Below are 17,731 nucleotides of genomic sequence, written 5' to 3' on the forward strand. Positions count from 1 at the left end.
AAGGAGGCTTCCAGACCGTTGAATCGGCCCGAAACCTCCTGTTTGTTTACCCGTTTTATTGGCCCTATGTGCCGCAATACGTCCGGTACGGACGTCCCGACGACAGCGGCAGCTCCGCGTAAGCCTCCTGCTCCGGCGTATAGGCAAAAGGCTGCGCCAGCGCCGCCAGCAGCTTGTCCATGACGCTGTAGTCGTCCTGCTCCGCCGCCTCCAGCGCGGCCTCGACGCGATGGTTACGCGGAATAACGGCCGGGTTGCTGCTGCGCATCAGCGCCTCCGCCGCTTCGCGGGTCGTCTGCTCCCGCTCCAGCCGGCTCGTCCAGCGCTCCCGCCACTGGACGAACGCCGGCGTCTCGAACAGCAGCTCGCCCGTCAGCCGGTCCAGCGTCAACGCCCGGAACGTATTCGTGTAATCGGCGCGGTACTGCCGCATCAGCTCCAGCAGCTCGCCGACAAGCGCCTCGTCTTCGTCCTCTGCGCCGTGCAAGCCCAGCTTGGCCCGCATCCCGCTCAGCCAATAGCCCTGATAGATCGCGCCGAAGCGTTCAATCTTCTCCTGCGCCAGCTGGAGCGCCGCTTCCCGGTCCTCGTCCAGCAGCGGCAGCAGCGCCTCGGCCAAGCGCGCCACATTCCACGCGGCGATATACGGCTGATTGCCGTAGGCGTAGCGTCCCTGCCTGTCGATCGAGCTGAAGACGGTCTCCGGATCGTACGCGTCCATAAAGGCGCACGGACCGTAATCGATCGTTTCGCCGCTGAGCGCCATATTGTCGGTATTCATGACTCCGTGAATGAATCCAACCTGCATCCATTGGGCGATCAGCGCCGCCTGGCGCTGCATCACGGCCTCCAGCAGCGCCAGATAGCGATGCTCAGCCGACGCGCACGCCGGATAATGGCGCTGCAGCGTGTAGTCGGCCAGCGCCCGCAGCTCTTCCACGCCGCCCCATTGCGCGGCGTATTGGAACGTGCCGACGCGCACATGACTCGCCGCTACGCGAGTGAGCACTGCCCCTGGCAGCTCCACCTCGCGGTAGACCGGCTCGCCCGTCGTCGTCACAGCCAGGCTGCGCGTCGTCGGGATGCCCAGCGCGTGCATCGCCTCGCTGATGATGTACTCGCGCAGCATCGGGCCCAGCGCCGCCCGGCCGTCGCCACCGCGGGAATATGGGGTTCGGCCTGAACCCTTCAACTGGATGTCCAGCCGCTCGCCTGCAGGCGTCAGCTGCTCGCCGAGCAGCAGCGCGCGGCCGTCCCCCAGCTTGTTGAAGTAGCCGAACTGGTGTCCCGCGTAGGCCTGAGCCAGCGGCTCGGCCCCCTCCGGCACGCGGCTGCCGGCCAGCACCGCTGCGCCCGCCGGGCTCGCCAGCGCCTCGGCATCCAGCCCGAGCGCTGCTGCCAGCGGCGCGTTCAGCACCGCCAGCTGCGGCTTGCGCACCGGCGTCGGGTCGAGCCGGGTAAACAGCAGCTGCGGCAGCTGCGCGTAGCTATTGTCAAACTTCCATCCCGCTTTCGCGGTGAATGCGATATCTGTCATGGTAGGCTCCTTTATGATTGTTAGGACAAGCCTTCACCTTCATCATATCACAAGAAGCAAGGTCGGCTCATCCTGTCCCAAGCGCCGTCCTTGTTGGGCTGCTGATCAAGAACCCGCCGGCACTTCCATCGACAGCTTGCAAGCTTTCGCCAGCGCGGCAATGAAAACAACGGCGCACGCCTCCTTATTTTGAGACCATTGCCCATAAAAAAACCGCTCCCACCCGCAGGCAGAAACGGCCAGCCTATTCAAACGACACAAACGTCAACTTCTTATCTTGCAACAATCGAATGATATCCGGCAGCGCCGCCACCGTATTCTTGTCCTCGTGCAGCACATAGACGCCGCCCGCCGCTTCGACCTCGCGGAAGTACCGGAGGATGTCCTCCGGCTTTTTGGCGTTCCAGTCTTCGGGATCGCGGTTCCAGAGCAGCGTCTTCATTCCTTCCGCTTTGGCGGACGCGAGCAGCGTTTCGTTCACCGCTCCGTAGGGAGGGCGGAACACCGTCACGGGCGCATGTCCGGCCGCTTCCAGCACATCGTTGGTTCTGGCCATATTGCTGCGCTGCTCGGCAGTCTTCGCCTTCGTCAGCACGCTATGATCCCACGAGTGATTGCCCACGGCCATTCCGTGCTTGCGGGCATAGGCCACATCCTCGGGCCGTCGCTCCGCATTTTTCCCAACAAATAGGAACGTTGCGCTCACGCCCGCTTCGCTCAGCATATCGACGATCGGCTTCGTCATGGCCGAAGGCCCGTCGTCAAACGTCAGCGCTACATACACCTTGGGCAGCTCAAAAAATTCCTTCCCGCCGCCAATGTCGATCCTGTGTGCGCGCTCCGCAGCCGCAGCGTCTCCCGCTTCCTCCGTGCCGGTAGCTTCGGCTTCAGTGGCTTCGGTGTCGGTCGCTCCGGCATCGGTCATGCGGACCGCCGCCGCTTCGACGGGGACGCCGCCCATCGCCATCGCCGCGCCGGCGGACTCCTGCGCTCCGCCATCAGCCGCCGACCCACCCAACGCCAGCTCCTGAATCGCTGAGGCGACAGCGTGCGCCGGAGCTTCCGGGGCTTGCCGGCCCACTGCCTCGGCGTGATTGCTCCACCACGCGCCCGCCGACGGAACTGTCAGCCCGGCCAGCACCCCGCCAGCCAGCAGCAACCGCGCCGTCAGCTTCGAGCCCGCTAATCGGCGCCTGCCCGACGGCCGTCCGACGCTGCGTGCCGCCCGCGCCCCAGTCGCCTCCGGCTGCTGCACCGCACCCGGCGAGCGGCCTGCGACCGGCATCGCCGACGCTTGCCCCGACCCGCGCCGCTGCGGCTCAGGCTCAGCCGTCCGCGCCTCCGGCTCCACCGCCGCTGTCCGCCCACGCAGCAGCGGCCCCGACGCCGGCGCTGAAGACCGGCCGGCTCCAAGCGGTCGTTCACGGTCGACCCGCCGCAGCTCCGCGGGCAGCTCGCCCTCGCGCAGCCTCCCGAGCAGTCCGGCAAAATCCGCACTGCAAGCAAAATACAGCGTATCGCGCGACACGCCGTCCATTCGGACCATTGCACCGTACCAGGTCCGTCGGTACGGGTCCCATTTCGGATACGGCGACAGCCGAACCCGTTCCCCGTCCAGAGGCCGCAGCGCCATCATAGCGTCGTATGTCCCCGCATCCACCTTTGTCTCAAAAAACGCCTGCCGATCCTCCCAAGCAATCCCGACCTCCATGCAGTGCATGCCGTCATCGGCTCTCCGAAGGCCCAGCAGCTCCACGACTCTCGCGCTGTATGCCATTCCCGCCTCGTCCTTCTCTTCCCCGCCCGACCTGCGTCCGCCGTACTTCCACTCGCTGCGAATCCAGTCCGCCCGGTCCGGCTTCAGTTCCGTCCCTTGCCGCTTGGACTCGCTCAATCGCCTGTCTGCGCGACAAAGGGAGCCGTCATCCGACTGGTGAAATCGTTGACCATATTCATCAGATGCGTTTTCTCCTGACGAATCGTTTCATACTTGAGCTTCAAATGCGCCAGCTCCGTCTCCAGCTTGCCGTTCTTCTCGTCCAGCTCGCCGATCCGCTTGTTCTTCTCCACCAGCGTCTCGTTATGCTTGCTGAGCAGCGAAGCATAATTCTGCCGCTCCAGCTCCATCGCGCTCTTGAGCTCCTCAATCTCTCCGGACAAAGCCGCCTGCAGCTCCCGATAATCCTCCATCATCTGGTCGATCTTCAGGTTCTTGTCCGACATCCGCTGCTCCAGCTCCCGAATCGCCGCCTCGCGCTCCTCGATCACCTTATGGTGCGTGCGCAAATCGCGGCTCAACCGCTCGATCTGCCCGTTCGCATGGCCCAGCCGCTCCTGCAGGTCCTGATGGCTCAGCTCCACGTGCTGCTTGGCCTGAATCATCTGCTCGACGGCAAACACCAGATCCAGCGACTTTTTGTCCAAATGCGCCTTGCTGCCGAACGCGCCCGGTCCGTCCTCAGCCGTTGCAGCCGCCACAGGCGCTTCCGGCTGCGCCGCCGTATCGCTTCCCGCTGCGGAGACCGGCTGCTGCTGCAGCTCTGGAGCGTTTTTCTGCTTTTGAAAAAGAGACAACATCGTCAAGATCACCTTTTTCCCGGAAAATGTCAAACGATTTCGATAATTTTCTTTCATTATAGTGGAAATTGCCCGATTTGCAGCGGGGCTGGAGTCCCTTTTTCTACAGGCATCCACCCGGGTATAACAGGGCCTCGCGGCGCGCCCTTCAGCCGCTGCGGGACTACTTTTCCGTCTCCTTTTAGGCGAAAATATCCAGAACAACTGTCGAAAGACGCCACCCTGCACATGCCAAAAGACGCCCCGAAGGGCGTCCTGCGTCCTATATATATGGCTGTTTCCCGCCGACGTCTTCACACCGCTCTCCGATATCGATCTGGACATCCTCTGGACATTCACTTGACATGCAGGCCGGACGTCGCTCGACGCCAGCATCTCACCGGGCATAAGAAAAGCGCCCGGATTCCCGGACGCTTGACCTTCGTGCTCTATGTGATTGTCGTCATTTCCGGTTGATTCCGCCAGCGGCGTCAACCTACTTCGCCAGCTGCAGCTCTGCGCTGAGTCCGAGCGCCTTTTCCGTCGAGGCATGGATTTCGGCGATGAGCTGAGGGTGCTCCAGCAAGGTTTTGCCGTAGGACGGAATCATTTCCTTGATCTTCGGCTCCCACGCCTGCAGCTTTTGCGGGAAACAACGCCCGATGACTTCCAGCATGACGGAGACAGCCGTCGACGCTCCCGGAGAAGCGCCCAGCAATGCGGCAATCGATCCGTCAGCCGCGCTGATGACCTCGGTGCCGAATTGCAGCGTGCCTTTGCCGGCCGCCGTGTCTTTAATGATCTGCACGCGCTGGCCGGCCACCACCATGCCCCAATCTTCACTTTTGGCCGTCGGCACGAATTCGCGCAGCTCTTCCATTCGCTGTTCCTTGGACAACATGACCTGCTTGATCAGATAGGTAGTCAGCGGCACGTTCTTGACGCCCGCTGCCATCATCGTGACAAGGTTGTGCATTTTAACCGAGGTGAGCAGGTCCATCATGGAACCGTTCTTCAGGAATTTCGGCGAAAAACCGGCGAACGGCCCGAACAACAACGATTCCTTCTTGTCGATCAGGCGCGTGTCCAGATGCGGCACCGACATCGGCGGCGCTCCGACCGCGGCTTTACCGTACACCTTGGCGCGATGCTTGGCCACGACCTCGGGGTTTTGACAGACCATAAACAAGCCGCTGACCGGGAACCCGCCGATGCCTTTGCCTTCGGGGATACCCGATTTCTGCAGCAGGTGCAGGCTGCCGCCGCCGCCGCCGATAAATACGAACTTGGCCGAACGGCGTTCCACCGCGCCGCTGTCGACGTTGCGGATTTTCAGCTCCCAAGCCCCGTCGCGCGTACGTTTAATATCATCTACATTGTGCTTGTATTTTATAACGACGTTCTTACTTTGCAGGTGTTCAAATAAAATCCGCGTCAACGCGCCGAAATTCACGTCCGTACCCGCTTCGATCCGCGTCGCGGCGATCGGCGTGCCCGGCTTCCGGTCTTGCATCATCAACGGAATCCACTTCTTCAAGGTAGCCGGATCGTCGGAAAACTCCATGCCATTAAAGAGCGGATTGGCCGACATGGCTTCAAAACGGTTGCGCAAAAACTGCACGTCCTGCTCGCCCTGCACAAAGCTCATATGCGGGACTTGCGAGATGAAATCGCGAGGATTGCGAATCAGTCTGCTGTTGACCAGGTACGACCAGAATTGCTTGGAAACCTGATATTCTTCGTTCACCTTGATCGCCTTGCTGATATCCACCGAGCCATCCGGCTTCGCTGTCGTATAGTTCAGCTCGCACAGCGAGGCATGGCCGGTTCCGGCGTTGTTCCATTCGTTGGAGCTTTCCTCTCCCGCACTCGCGAGTCTCTCAACGACTGTGATGTTCCAGTCCGGGGCCAGCTCCTTCAGCAGCGCCCCGAGTGTAGCGCTCATGATGCCGGCTCCGATTAAAATAACGTCTGTTGTGGTTTGTCTGTCGTCCATGTTTACCGTCCTAACACACTGATATTTGAAGAGAAGCTGGCGGGCGTCCCGCTCAAATGCCATAGCAAGACAGGGCGCAGCCTGGGTCCACGACTTCTCTGGTTCCATGATCACCTGATCTTAGTTTAACACTATTTGCACGAATAAGATATTTACAATTATATGATAGTTTCGGGGTCAATTAAAGCCGGAAATAAGACGAAACGCGATCAATTATCAAATGATTCTGAAGCTCAGCCGTCCCAGGCCCCGTTATCAGTATATGTACGCCGCGGCAAAGCGGAACCGGAGCCGTCTGGGCTTACAGGAACCACGTTCATAGGGGCAGGCCCATAAAAGAAAACGGCTCTGTTCACATCGCTGTGAAAGAGCCGTTCCATTGGGTGCTGTGACCGACCTTAGTTCGTCACAGTAACCGTAACCGTTGCCGTTTTGGAGCCGTCTGCTGTGGTTACGGTGATTGTGGCCGTTCCTGCGGCTATCCCTTTAATCGCTCCGGTTGCGCTTACCGTTGCCACGGCCGTATTGCTGCTGCTCCAGGCGACTGCTTTATTGGTCGCATTGGTCGGCGCAACCGTCGCCGTTACGGCAACCGTTGTGCCTGCTTTCAGCGTCAATGCCGTTTTGCTGACAGTGACGCCGGTGACCGGGTACGGCACCGTCACGACGGCCGTAACCGTCTTGGCTCCGTCTGTCGACTTCACGCTGATCGTCGCCGTGCCCGAGGCCACGGCATGAATCTTACCGTTCGCATCGACCGTTGCCACCGACGCGTTGCTGCTGCTCCACGTCACCGTTTTCACCGTGGCGTTGGCCGGAGCCACCGTCGCTGTGAGCGTGACGTCTTCATCACCGACCTTCAGTGTGAGCGCCGTTTTGCTCAGCGTGATCGCCGTTACGGGCTGGATGACGGTGATTTTCGCCACCGCCGTTTTGCCTCCGTCCGTCGTCGTCACTGTAATGTCCGCTTCGCCGGCCGCTTTGGCCGTCACCACGCCCGTGGTGCTCACGGTCGCAATCTCCGGCGCGCTGCTGCTCCACGTCACGGTCTTGATCGTGGCGTTCGTCGGAGCGAGGGTCGCCGTCAGCGCGGCACTGGCCCCCACGTTCACCGTCAGCGCGCTTTTGCTCAGCGTAACGCCGGTGACTGGATACGGCACCGTCACGACGGCTGTAACCGTCTTGGCTCCGTCCGTCGACTTCACGCTGATCGTCGCTGTGCCCGAGGCCACGGCATGAATCTTACCGTTTGCATCGACCGTTGCCACCGCTGCGTTGCTGCTGCTCCAAGTCACCGTTTTCACCGTGGCGTTGGCCGGAGCCACCGTCGCTGTGAGCGTGACGTCTTCATCGCCGACCTTCAGCGTCAGCGCCGTTTTGCTCAGCGTGATCGCCGTTACGGGCTGGATAACGGTGATCTTCGCCACCGCCGTTTTTCCTCCGTCCGTCGTCGTCGCTGTAATCTCGGCTTCACCGGCCGCTTTGCCCGTCACCACGCCCGTGGTGCTTACGGTCGCAATCGTCGGCGCGCTGCTGCTCCAAGTCACCGTTTTCACCGCGGCATTGGCCGGAGCGATGGTCGGCGTCAATGCGGCAGTGGCGCCTGTGTTCACCGTCAGCTCGGTCTTGTTCAGCGTGATTCCCGTGACCGGATACGGTACTGTCACGACGGCTGTAACCGTCTTGGCTCCGTCCGTCGACTTCACGCTGATCGTTGCCGAGCCTGGTGCCACGGCGTGAACTTTGCCGTTCGCGTCTACGGTGGCGACGGCCGGCGTGCCGCTGCTCCACGTTACCGTTTTATCGCTGGCATTGGCCGGAGCAGCGGTAGCCACGATCACGAAGTCGGGGTCGCCAACTTTAAGGGTAATCGCTGTTTTGTTCAGTGTCAGAGCCGATACCGGAATAAATACCTTGACTGTAGCCGATGCCGTAAAGCTGCCGTCTTTGGTTGTAGCGGTAATCACCGCCGTACCGGCTCCTTTGGCCGTAACCGCTCCCGTCGCACTGACGGTGGCCACTGCCGTATTGGACGATGTCCAGGTAACGCCTTTAACCGATGCGTTCACCGGCTGAATTGTCGGAGTCAGCGTCAGCGTACCGTTCACGGCGAGATTGGCTGAAGCGGTATTCAAGCTCACGCCAGTGACCGCAATCGGATCGCTGTAAGTCAAATTCACCGTCACAATACCGTCGGCTGTAGAAACAGTTCGTGTGAATGACGATACGCTATAACCGTAAGAGGAAATATTGCTAAAGCCCGTGACCGCAGCTTTCAAATCCGTCAACGCCGCGCTGGCGTTGCTATGACGAACCTTGAAGGACGGCTGGTGCGTAGCAATCGCGGTTTGGATTTTGGCCGCAAGCTCCGCAGCATTGCTTACGGTATTCGCAGCTTGCAGGTACGAGAAACCCAGCAAGTCGGTCATATTTTGATAAAACGCCGCTTTGCCGGAGTCTGCGACCGCTTTGTCGTCCAGCGTTGTCTGGAAGTCGGTGTTGGCTGCAGGATATGTTTTCGTCCACGTATGCACCGTTTTGATCTGGTCGTCCGTCAGGTTGAAATAATCATAAATGATGCGCCCAGCCACATCGGGAACTGGGTCGTCCCAAGTCGTGTCCAGATGATACCACTTGCCGTCCAGCTTCACCAGATTCCAGGTATGCAGCGTGGTGCCCGCCTTACCCTCAATAATTCTGTTCTCGATACCGGCTTCCTTCAACATCTTGAAGGTCAAAAGCGCATAGCCCTGACATACCGTTTTCTTGCTGCCGAACAGGCCTGCATAAGCGGAATGCTGAACCAGGGACGTGTCGTAAGCCAAGTTAGTTACGATCCAGTTATGGATCGCCTTTTCCTTCTCGAAATCGTTCATATCCGGCGTCAGAATCGCGGCCAGCACCTCGGTCACTTTAGCGGAGACCGCATTCACCTGATCCGCCGTTTCCCAATAGGTGGGGGTATACGTTACCGTTGTCGTGTTGCCGCTGTAGGAGTAGGAATACGAACGGGATTTCAAGCTGTACCACAGATAGTCGTCTGCATTAAAAATATCCATAATCATCGTTTCGAGCGAAGCTTGGTTCAAAATGCCACCTGTGTACACAAGGGTGAAGGAGGTTGCCCGACTATGCAAATTGGCATCCAGCTTGCTTTTAAAATCGTCCAGCGTCGCTACCGTTTCACTGGCGGCATACGCCGGCTTTCCGGCAAAATCATGATACAAGAGGGACCCTGCCACGCAGACAAAAACGAATGACCATGCTAACCGTTGCCAAAATAATCTCATCAAATAGCCCCCCCGATATCCATTCTATCCATCCACACAAACGTGTTAAGGATAATATCGGAAATTCGGAAGCGGGATGTTAGAGAATAAATGTCATTTGCAGTCGAAATAGCACTGCCGCTGCGGCCTTTTTTGGCCCAAAAATCCTTTTTTGAAAATATCCAGCAGGTATTCCAGCGTAATCGGATCGCTGTACGAAGAAGCCTTCGCGTAAATCTCGATCACATGGCGATTTTTAACGGCGGGGCTGCTTTTCCAGATGTCCGATTCGAGCAAGGAGCGGTCGCCGTTCGGGTCGGTGCTGAGTACGATATAATCGCCGGCATAGTCGGGAAGCACTTCTTTGGAGAGCGTATAGTAGCCCGGTCCGAGCGCGTCCTGCTTCACTTTCTCCGGCATCTGCAGACCCATTGCCTGATAAAGAATTTCCGTACCGCGGGCCCATTTATCGCCAAAGACGTAGAAGCTTTTCATATCGGTCTCCAGCACGGATACCGTGTTTCATTCTCCTTGTTGTGGGATTTTCAGTTTTATAATGATAATGATTATCAATATCATTTAAAAACAATACTAGCCGCTCCCCGATCGGTTGTCAACACCGTAGGATAGGCTTTCTTTACTGGCTGGATCTCGGTGACTTGCTGCTTTTCGGACATAAAAAAGCTGCCCCCGTCCGGCCCGGAATTTCCGGTCTGCCGAATGAACGCAGCTTCGATATTTATTGAATAAACTCCTCCAGATCCTTATCGGCCTTGGATTGATTGCAGCTGTGGCAGGCGCAGACACAGTTGTCCGGCGTGGTATGCCCGCCTTTGGCGCGCGGTAGCATATGGTCGATCGTATCTCCGTATTGGCCGCAAAACCGGCATATATACTGGTCCCGCTCCAGAATCAGCCGCCGGAACTCCTTGTTGCTAAACAGCCGCTGGATGGTCTGACGGTTGACCACGACCGCGGCTCGCTCCTTGACCAGTGTCCAGGCAAGCCCCGGATCGACTTCCTGATACCAGCGGCGGCCGTTGTCCGTTCGTCCGCGCATGCGAATAAAGCCTTCCCGGCTCGGTACCAGGCCGATCTTTTTCAGCTCCCGCAGCGGTACCTGAAGGATGACCGGCTGCTTCTTCGCTGCTGGCACGGCCCCCGGCTCGGCTTGCGCGGGCTGGACCTGCGCCGCTTTGTTCTTCGAGCGCCGCCGCCGGCCCCGGCGCTTCCGCTTGCGCGGCGCCGCTCCGGCCGGCTCGTCGCTGCCGCCGGCTTCCGCGCTGCCTTCTGCGGCGCTGACACCTCTCGCGCCTTCGCCCCCTGTGCTGCCCGTTGCCACGCCGACACCTTCCGCGCCTTCGCCCCTTGCGCTGCCCACCGCCGCGCGGACCGCTCCCGCAGCCTCTGCCGGCTCGTCCTCGGCCAGCCCCGGCTCCTGGCGCTCCGCCCGGCACGCTTTGCAGGCGCCGCGGCGCGCTGTCGCCCCGCGGCGCTTGCCTGAGCGCCGCTTGAAGTCCGCCAGCGGCTTAGGCTGACCGCAATAGGCGCATAGCTTGGTCCGCCCCGTCTCGTCGGCTTCGGCCTCTTCCGCGGGCCCGGCATGCGGGGGCGCTTCCCCGTCAGCCGTACCGCTCGCGCTGGCCAATGGCGCCGTTTCGGCTGCCAGCCCCGTTGACGCATTGCTGCGTCGTCTTCTTTTTCTCCGCTTAACCGCCATCCTGCCCGTCCGCCCCGCTTCTCGTGTGTTGATCTTATCGTACCACATCCCGACCTCATGCCGAAACCTTAGTGCCGATACACGCTCCCCCGCGCATCCCGACCTGCTTGACAGCCATTCCCTCCATCCGCTCCATGAACCAGACGTCCGCACAGCTTTACGCTCCCAATCGGGGACCGCCGCCGCTTTTAGGCAAGCAGGCGCGCAGGCGGCTCCACGCGTATTCTGCACGCCCGCACCCAAGTCTGGCCTGAGCAACAGACCTCCAGGCAAAAAGCCGGCGAATCGGTCTTTACAATCCCGAATCGATATGACATGATGAAAAAAATCCGGTTGCAACCAATTGTAAACGAAGGAGATGTCACGATGTCCACAAGCGCGCTTTTGCATCAAAGAAACCGCCTTTTGTCCCGCATCATTTGGGGCATGCTGGTCCTTGGCCTTGCCGTCGATTTCCTGACGGGAGCAAGCAGCAAATCGATTCTCATTTTGGCTTCCTTCGGCGGCGGAATCGCCCTCATCATGTCCTTTTTATCGATCATACGGATTTGGGCCTCTTATCAGATGTATCTGGTCGGCGCAGCAGTTACATTCCTGACAACGCTCCTCCTCTACTCCGGGCCGGTCATTACGACGTATTTTCTCGTTTATGTGAATCTGGCGCTTATGACGCTTTACAATAATCATCGGCCGATCGTGTTCGCCGGCATCCTCGGCGCAGGCTTGACAGCCTACTTGCAGTTCATCGCTCCGGAGTTAAACGTTTTCGGCGACAATGATCCGCTTACCTTGTACATGTTCCTCGTGATGGTCACGTTTGCGCTTGCGTTCTCCAGCCGCTTCTCCGGGAAGCTGCTCGCGGAGGTACGCACCAAGGAGCTGGCCGCCGAGCAGGCCCGCAGCCGAGCAGAAAACATGCTGACGCAAATCGCCGACTCCGTTGGCGTGCTGACTTCACTGAACGGCGATCTGAAAACGAACGTCTCGCAAACCGCGATGATCTCGCGCGAGGTCACGTCGGCCTTCGGCGAAATTTCGCAAAGCGCTGAGACGCAAGCCAGCAGCGTATCGGATATCAGCGAATCGATCCAGTCGGTCGAAAAGGTTGTGCAGATTGTCGTGGAAAGCTCCGCGGCAATGGAGCAGCGTTCACTGGCCAGCGAACAGCTCACCCGACACGGCGACGAGCAGGTTTCGGCGCTGACAGCCGATATGCAGCAGGTACAAACCATTATCCAGACGACTGTAGCGCTGATGGATGAGCTGGGCATGCAAAACGAGCGAATCTCCGGCATTGTGCAGACGATCCACGGAATATCCAACCAGACTAATCTGCTGGCGCTTAATGCGGCCATCGAAGCGGCGCGCGCCGGCGAGCACGGACGCGGCTTTGCCGTTGTCTCCAGCGAGGTGCGGAAGCTCGCGGAAAGCTCGCAGCGCTCCACTGAAGAAATCACCGCCATTCTCAGTACGATTCAAAAGAAAACCGAAGAGGTCGCTGCGCAAGTACGCCTTGGCAATACAGCCGTCGACAACAGCCGCGCTGCTGCCGGCCGGGTCGAAACCGTCATTCGCGACGTCACGGCGAATATTCAGGAGGTGCGTCAGCGTTCCGTCGAGCTGGCGCAAGCTACGGAAAAGCTGCAAGCGGATTACAGCCGCATCGGCGACGAAATCACGACCATTGCCGGGATTACCGAAGAAAACATGGCTTCCGTAGAGGAAATCACCGCAAGTCTGGAGAATCAGGACAGCCGCATCACCTCCATCGCCGGCAGCTATCAGGAGTTGGATACGCTGATCGGCCATCTGAAAACCGTATCGGAGAAAGCCTAAAAGTTCGGTGAACAAGTGGCCGGAGAGTCGATAGGGATTTGGAACAGCGTCAGCGGTCGCCTTTGTAGACGGATTTTCACCCCAAACGGGGTCATTCCATCGGCAAATCCGGCTACCACAGCGAGTGGCAGACCGCTATCGACCGGAGGACACTGCTTTTTCACCGGACTTCTAAGGCTGACAACTGGACGCAACCTCCCTCCCCTGCCCGGGAGCGGAGGTTGTTTGGCGTCGCGGGCGTCTTTTTCTCTGGAACCGCCGCCAGCCGAGCCTAGCCCCAGAAACACGCCGCGTATAAACTCATGGTACAATGATCAAGACCATAGATAGACAGACAATTCCCGACAATCCGGGCGGCGGAGGAGCACCCTACCATGACGGATCAAGTCCATATCCTCGTCGTTGAGGATGACGACGATATCAACCGCCTGCTTTGCGGCATCGTGCGCGCAAACGGCTATACGCAGCCAGCTTATTCCGGCACGGAAGCCCAGCTTTATTTGGCCCAGCGGTACCGATCTCCCCGCAAAGCAAACCACTCCTCTGCAAGCAGCCGATTATCGAAAGAAGTCCGCTGCTTGCAGGGGAGTTTGTCATTTTTGTGAATAGGACCAGTTTTTATAAATTTTGATATCTTCCAAACGCTTCTTCTATTACAATTGAGTTTGTAATATGAATTCGAATTCATAGAGTTCGAGACTACGAGGAGGCGCTTCATGGTTCACAAGAAAATGTATGCAGGGATTCTGGCAGGTCTCGTGCTGGGCGCAGGACTGCTGCTGCCGGCCCGCGGGTACGCGGCTGAGACCGGACCGCAAGCGGAAGCATCCGCAGCTGCACCGACCGCGACGAAGGACGTCGTTCCCGGCAAGGTGCTGGTCAAATATAAGCCGTCTGCGCATTCAGGCAGCTTGACCCTGCAAGCGCGGTCCGCCGCTCCGGCCGATTGGACCACGCTCAGCTTTAACCCCGCAACAGCCGTTGCCGATAAAATGGCCGAGCTTCAAAGCGATCCTGACGTAGCGTACGTCGAACCCGTTTATAAAATTCATCTGAGCGCCGCTGCCCCGCAACCGGCCATATCCGGCACCTTGTATGACGGAGACGAGTCCTATATGAAAACCTGGGGCAAAGCAGCAGCCGACTTGAACAATTTGGGCGATTTCTCGACCGTGCAGCACAATCAGCAGGTTACCGTGGCCGTGATCGACACGGGCGTCGACTTGTCCCATCCCGATCTGGTCGACGCCATCGTGCCAGGCTACGATTTTGTCAATAACGATACGGTTGCTCAAGACGACAACGGTCACGGCACCCACGTGGCAGGCATCGTTGGGGCCAATACCGTCACCGGAACCGTCTATGGCGTAGCTCCCGGCGTGAAGATCATGCCGTTGAAGGTGCTGGACCAGGACGGTTACGGCGATACCGCCCTGCTGATTCAAGCCCTTCAATATGCAATGGATCATCATGCCGACGTAGTCAATATGAGCTTGGGTAGCCTTGTGGATAGCCGGGCGCTGCACGATGTGATCAAGACCGCATACAGTCAGCATATCGTTATGGTGGCCGCGGCCGGTAACGACAGCAACCACTGGATTCAGAACGAACCTGGGCAAATGGACAATCCCGCCCAGGATACGCAGCGATACGCCAAATTGGCAACCTATCCAGCGGCGTATGAAGAGGTGATCAGCGTCGGCGCCGTGGCCCAGCTCCCGGATTCCAGTTATGCGATTGCCGATTTCTCCAATGTGGGCAAGGTCGATGTGGTTGCGCCCGGCGTACAGATCGACAGCACCAAGCTTGGCGGGGGATATACGTACATGTCCGGCACTTCAATGGCCTCTCCTTTCGTTGCCGGCCTGTCGGCGCTGCTCAAGGCCAATAATGCGGCGCTGGACGATGACGATATCGCAACGATTTTACGCACATCGGTAAAACCGGCCTTTTTGCACGATACTGAGCAATTTGATTATGTCAACTTTACCGAATATCCGAATAATGCCGTATCGCCGGCAATGGCTTACGGAAGCGGCTTAATCCAAGGGCTGCGGGCGTTCCAACTGCCACGGCTCAAAATGACCCGCGCATCGGTCAATTTCCCGACTTATCAAGACGTCACGTATCAATTCACCATGCTCGATGTCCACGATTCGGTCGTCAACGCCACCTATGGCGTTAGCCTGGAAGCCAGACATTATGAAGAATTGGCAATTAGCCGCGAGTCGGATACGTCCTATTCTTACGGCAGCTTCTATAACGGATCGTTGGTCAACGGCCAGGTTCAGCTTACGACGACCATCAGCAGCAATAACCCCGTCTATTATTTCTATGTGTTTGGCTCTTGGGTCGAGACGGGAGAAGGCGGTAAAACTTACGTTCACCGTTCCAATATCGAGACCTTTCTGAATCGGCCCGTTGTTCCTTCGGTCAGCCTGCCCTCCGGCGAGTATTCAGGCGCCCAGAACGTAACTATCACGTCTCCCTATCTGGAGGGAGAAGTTTATTACAGGCTGCAAGACGCTAGCGGCACCTCTTACGGTAAGTTTACTATGATGGGCGGGTCCTTGCGGATCAGCAAAAGCTCTGTTTTAACGGTGGCTACCCGCAACAACAGTGTGTTCAGCGAAGATGCCGTGTATCAATACACCATTCAAACGCCTGCCAGCGGGGGCTGGGGCGGCGGCGGTGGTGGTGGTGGTGGCGGCAGTACGCAGACTCCTCCGACCTTGACCAATGGCAAAATGGTCTACGCGCTGACGCCGGCGCGAATTGATTTGCTGATCGATTTAAACAAAGATACCAAAGAGCTGACGCTGGACGCCACGACTAAGGAAAAGCTGGACGTCCTGACTATCGAATTCGACGCCGATGTGATCGCCAAAGCAGCCAGCCGCAATAAGTCGATTGTCATTAAAGGCAATGACGTCTCGCTGCAAATTCCGCCTAATGCGTTGCCGGTCAAGGACGAGAGCGTTCCCTTCCGCTTCCAGTCGACGCTCAAGGCCGCTCCGGGGATGAGCGGATATCAGGCTGCTTCGCCGGTTTATGATTTTTCTTTTACCGTCGATGGGGCTCCCGTGACTCAATTTAACCAACCGATTCAGGCAACCTTTACGTATGACAAGTCCAAAGTGAAAGACCCCGCTCACTTGGGCGTCTACGTACTGGATGAACAAACGGGCGCATGGACCTCTGTGGGCGGAACGCTGAACAGCAATGGCACGATCTCGGCCAAACTTCCGCATTTCTCCCAATACGCCGTATTGGAGACAAGGGCGGACGATCAGACACAACCGGCGCACGACCCGCGCACCTTTAGCGACATCCAGCAACACTGGGCTCAAAAGGAAATCGAGTCGCTGGTCGCACAACACATTGTCGACGGCTTCGACGCTGCGAGCTTTCAGCCGGACGCCAGCATGACGCGCGCCCAGTTCGTCACCTTGCTGACCAAAGCGTTCCATCTGGAGCGGCACGGCAGCGCTACCGGCTTCACGGACGTAGCCGACGACGCTTGGTACCGGGAAGCGGTTTACGCCGCCTATGAAGCCAATATCGTCAGTGGAGTAAGCGAGAAGGAATTTGCTCCTTCCGCCAGTATTACACGCGAGCAGATGGCTGTTATGATGGTCAATGCTTACCTGTACGCCACCGGCAAAAAGCTATCGGACCTCATCGTCACCGACGAGGTCAAGTTCTCCGACGAAGGGGCTGTCAGCAGCTGGGCCCGCACCTCGGTCCGCATCGCCTCCGGCCTCGGCTTGATCCATGGAACTCCGACGGGCGGCTTTGAGCCCTCCAGTATCTGCACGCGTGCCCAAGCGGCCGTCGTCATTTCACGCATGTTGGACACGCTCAAGAAATAGCATTTTCGTAAAAAAATCGGCAAGGACTGTATTCCGACACATCGACAGATGTCCGGATACAGTCCTTTTTGATGAAAAGTTCCGCGATCCCCTCAGCAAAAAAGCCGCTTCCGACAGGCTATCGGAAGCGGCCGCGATCAAAGGCTCGTTTAAAGCGGAGTACGTATGCCGCAACGTTAAGCTTCGGCTGTGTACGTCTGGTTCGTTTTAGCGGATTCCCGCTTGTCTTTGGAAGTAATCGTAACATCGACAGCACCGCTGGTCGTACCCAGCTGAGTGATGGAGAGGGTGACATCTGTTTTACCGCTTACCACAGTTGCCGTTCCAAGCAGCGTAGTCGTACCGGATTTGTAAACCTTCACCACGTCGCCCGCACCGAGACCGGATACTTTAATCGTGTCGGGCTTCCCAACCTTATTGTTGGCAATAACGATATTGGATGCCTCCGGCGCCCCAGTTTGCGGCTCCTTGTCGAAGCTCACTTCCAGTTTGTCAGACACCGTTTTGCCCAGCGCCAGCACGGAAATATACACCTTACCGCCATCTGCGCCCAATTGCGCAATGCTCAGCGTCGCCGACGTGGCTGTCGCTGCTACAGTTGCCGTAGCCAGCGGCTTGACGTCATCTGTTTTGGCGTATACGTTAACGACGTTGCCGCCCAAAGGAAGACCCGACACCACAATCGTATCTGCTTTAGCGAAGTTGTTCGTCGCGACAACTGCCTCTGCCTTCAATTTGGCCGTCTGCGGCGTCGCCTCATACGCAGCTTCGTACACCTGCGATTCCCGTTTGTTTTTGGTCGTTACCGTCAGGTCCACCGAACCGGCTGTAGCTCCGGTGTCCTTCAGGCTAATCGTCACATCTGTCTTGCCCGCTGCTACCGTTCCTGTGCCCAGCAGCGTTTTCAAATCGCCGTGTTTGTAGACCTTGACGATATCCCCCGCT

Annotated in this window: 9 protein-coding genes and 2 pseudogenes; 3 read left to right on the plus strand and 8 right to left on the minus strand. The window is 58.3% G+C overall.

Features of this window, described 5'->3' with window-relative positions:
- Positions 1–64 precede the first annotated feature (64 nt).
- The 7 genes and pseudogenes from B5M42_RS15145 to B5M42_RS15175 all read right to left on the minus strand — a co-directional run bounded on the left by B5M42_RS15145 (position 65) and on the right by B5M42_RS15175 (position 11,078).
- Positions 65–1,537 carry a protein adenylyltransferase SelO gene (locus tag B5M42_RS15145; protein WP_134750004.1) on the minus strand — a complete coding sequence of 491 codons (1,473 nt, stop codon included), beginning with the start codon at positions 1,535–1,537 and terminating at the stop codon, positions 65–67.
- Positions 1,538–1,781: 244 nt separating this feature from the next.
- Positions 1,782–3,431: a polysaccharide deacetylase family protein gene (locus B5M42_RS15150; protein ID WP_134750006.1), complete on the minus strand. Its 1,650-nt coding sequence runs from the start codon at positions 3,429–3,431 to the stop codon at positions 1,782–1,784.
- The gene (locus B5M42_RS15155) at positions 3,428–4,114 is read right to left on the minus strand and encodes a hypothetical protein (protein ID WP_134750008.1); all 687 of its coding nucleotides are present in this window, start codon (positions 4,112–4,114) and stop codon (positions 3,428–3,430) included. Before B5M42_RS15155 ends, B5M42_RS15150 begins: the two co-directional genes overlap by 4 nt.
- A gap of 475 nt (positions 4,115–4,589) precedes the next feature.
- A complete protein-coding gene (locus B5M42_RS15160; protein WP_329959322.1) occupies positions 4,590–6,197 on the minus strand; it encodes a malate:quinone oxidoreductase in 1,608 nt (535 codons plus the stop codon).
- 290 nt (positions 6,198–6,487) lie between these two features.
- Positions 6,488–9,316, minus strand: coding sequence for an Ig-like domain-containing protein (locus B5M42_RS15165; protein ID WP_167689632.1), 2,829 nt, complete (start codon positions 9,314–9,316; stop codon positions 6,488–6,490).
- A 156-nt stretch (positions 9,317–9,472) separates the two neighbouring features.
- Positions 9,473–9,877, minus strand: a pseudogene (locus B5M42_RS15170) (ABC transporter substrate-binding protein); the annotation flags it as partial.
- Positions 9,878–10,097: 220 nt separating this feature from the next.
- Positions 10,098–11,078, minus strand: coding sequence for an HNH endonuclease (locus B5M42_RS15175; protein WP_230632928.1), 981 nt, complete (start codon positions 11,076–11,078; stop codon positions 10,098–10,100).
- 366 nt (positions 11,079–11,444) lie between these two features.
- On the opposite strand from B5M42_RS15175, the gene B5M42_RS15180 reads away from it, so the two are divergent.
- The 3 genes from B5M42_RS15180 to B5M42_RS25585 all read left to right on the plus strand — a co-directional run bounded on the left by B5M42_RS15180 (position 11,445) and on the right by B5M42_RS25585 (position 16,786).
- Complete coding sequence (locus tag B5M42_RS15180; RefSeq protein WP_167689634.1) at positions 11,445–12,914, plus strand: methyl-accepting chemotaxis protein; 1,470 nt, start codon at positions 11,445–11,447, stop codon at positions 12,912–12,914.
- 374 nt (positions 12,915–13,288) lie between these two features.
- Entirely contained in the window at positions 13,289–13,519 is a 231-nt protein-coding gene (locus tag B5M42_RS25580) for a response regulator transcription factor (protein ID WP_209280655.1), read from the plus strand.
- Positions 13,520–13,630: 111 nt separating this feature from the next.
- Positions 13,631–16,786, plus strand: a complete 3,156-nt coding sequence (locus B5M42_RS25585; protein ID WP_134750014.1) for a S8 family peptidase — start codon at positions 13,631–13,633, stop codon at positions 16,784–16,786.
- A 176-nt stretch (positions 16,787–16,962) separates the two neighbouring features.
- Here the strand turns inward: B5M42_RS25585 and B5M42_RS15200 are convergent.
- Positions 16,963–17,731: pseudogene (locus B5M42_RS15200) on the minus strand (hypothetical protein); the annotation flags it as partial.

The sequence above is a fragment of the Paenibacillus athensensis genome (genome assembly GCF_004514475.2).
Taxonomy (GTDB): Bacteria; Bacillota; Bacilli; order Paenibacillales; family NBRC-103111; genus Paenibacillus_AL; species Paenibacillus_AL athensensis.

Bases quoted from the DNA above. Each gene is read 5' to 3' on its own strand.
- B5M42_RS15175 (WP_230632928.1), bottom strand. From the start codon at position 11,078: ATGGCGGTTAAGCGGAGAAAAAGAAGACGACGCAGCAATGCGTCAACG.
- B5M42_RS15180 (WP_167689634.1), top strand. From the start codon at position 11,445: ATGTCCACAAGCGCGCTTTTGCATCAAAGAAACCGCCTTTTGTCCCGC.
- B5M42_RS15160 (WP_329959322.1), bottom strand. From the start codon at position 6,197: ATGGAACCAGAGAAGTCGTGGACCCAGGCTGCGCCCTGTCTTGCTATG.
- B5M42_RS25585 (WP_134750014.1), top strand. From the start codon at position 13,631: ATGGTTCACAAGAAAATGTATGCAGGGATTCTGGCAGGTCTCGTGCTG.
- B5M42_RS15145 (WP_134750004.1), bottom strand. From the start codon at position 1,537: ATGACAGATATCGCATTCACCGCGAAAGCGGGATGGAAGTTTGACAAT.
- B5M42_RS15155 (WP_134750008.1), bottom strand. From the start codon at position 4,114: ATGTTGTCTCTTTTTCAAAAGCAGAAAAACGCTCCAGAGCTGCAGCAG.
- B5M42_RS25580 (WP_209280655.1), top strand. From the start codon at position 13,289: ATGACGGATCAAGTCCATATCCTCGTCGTTGAGGATGACGACGATATC.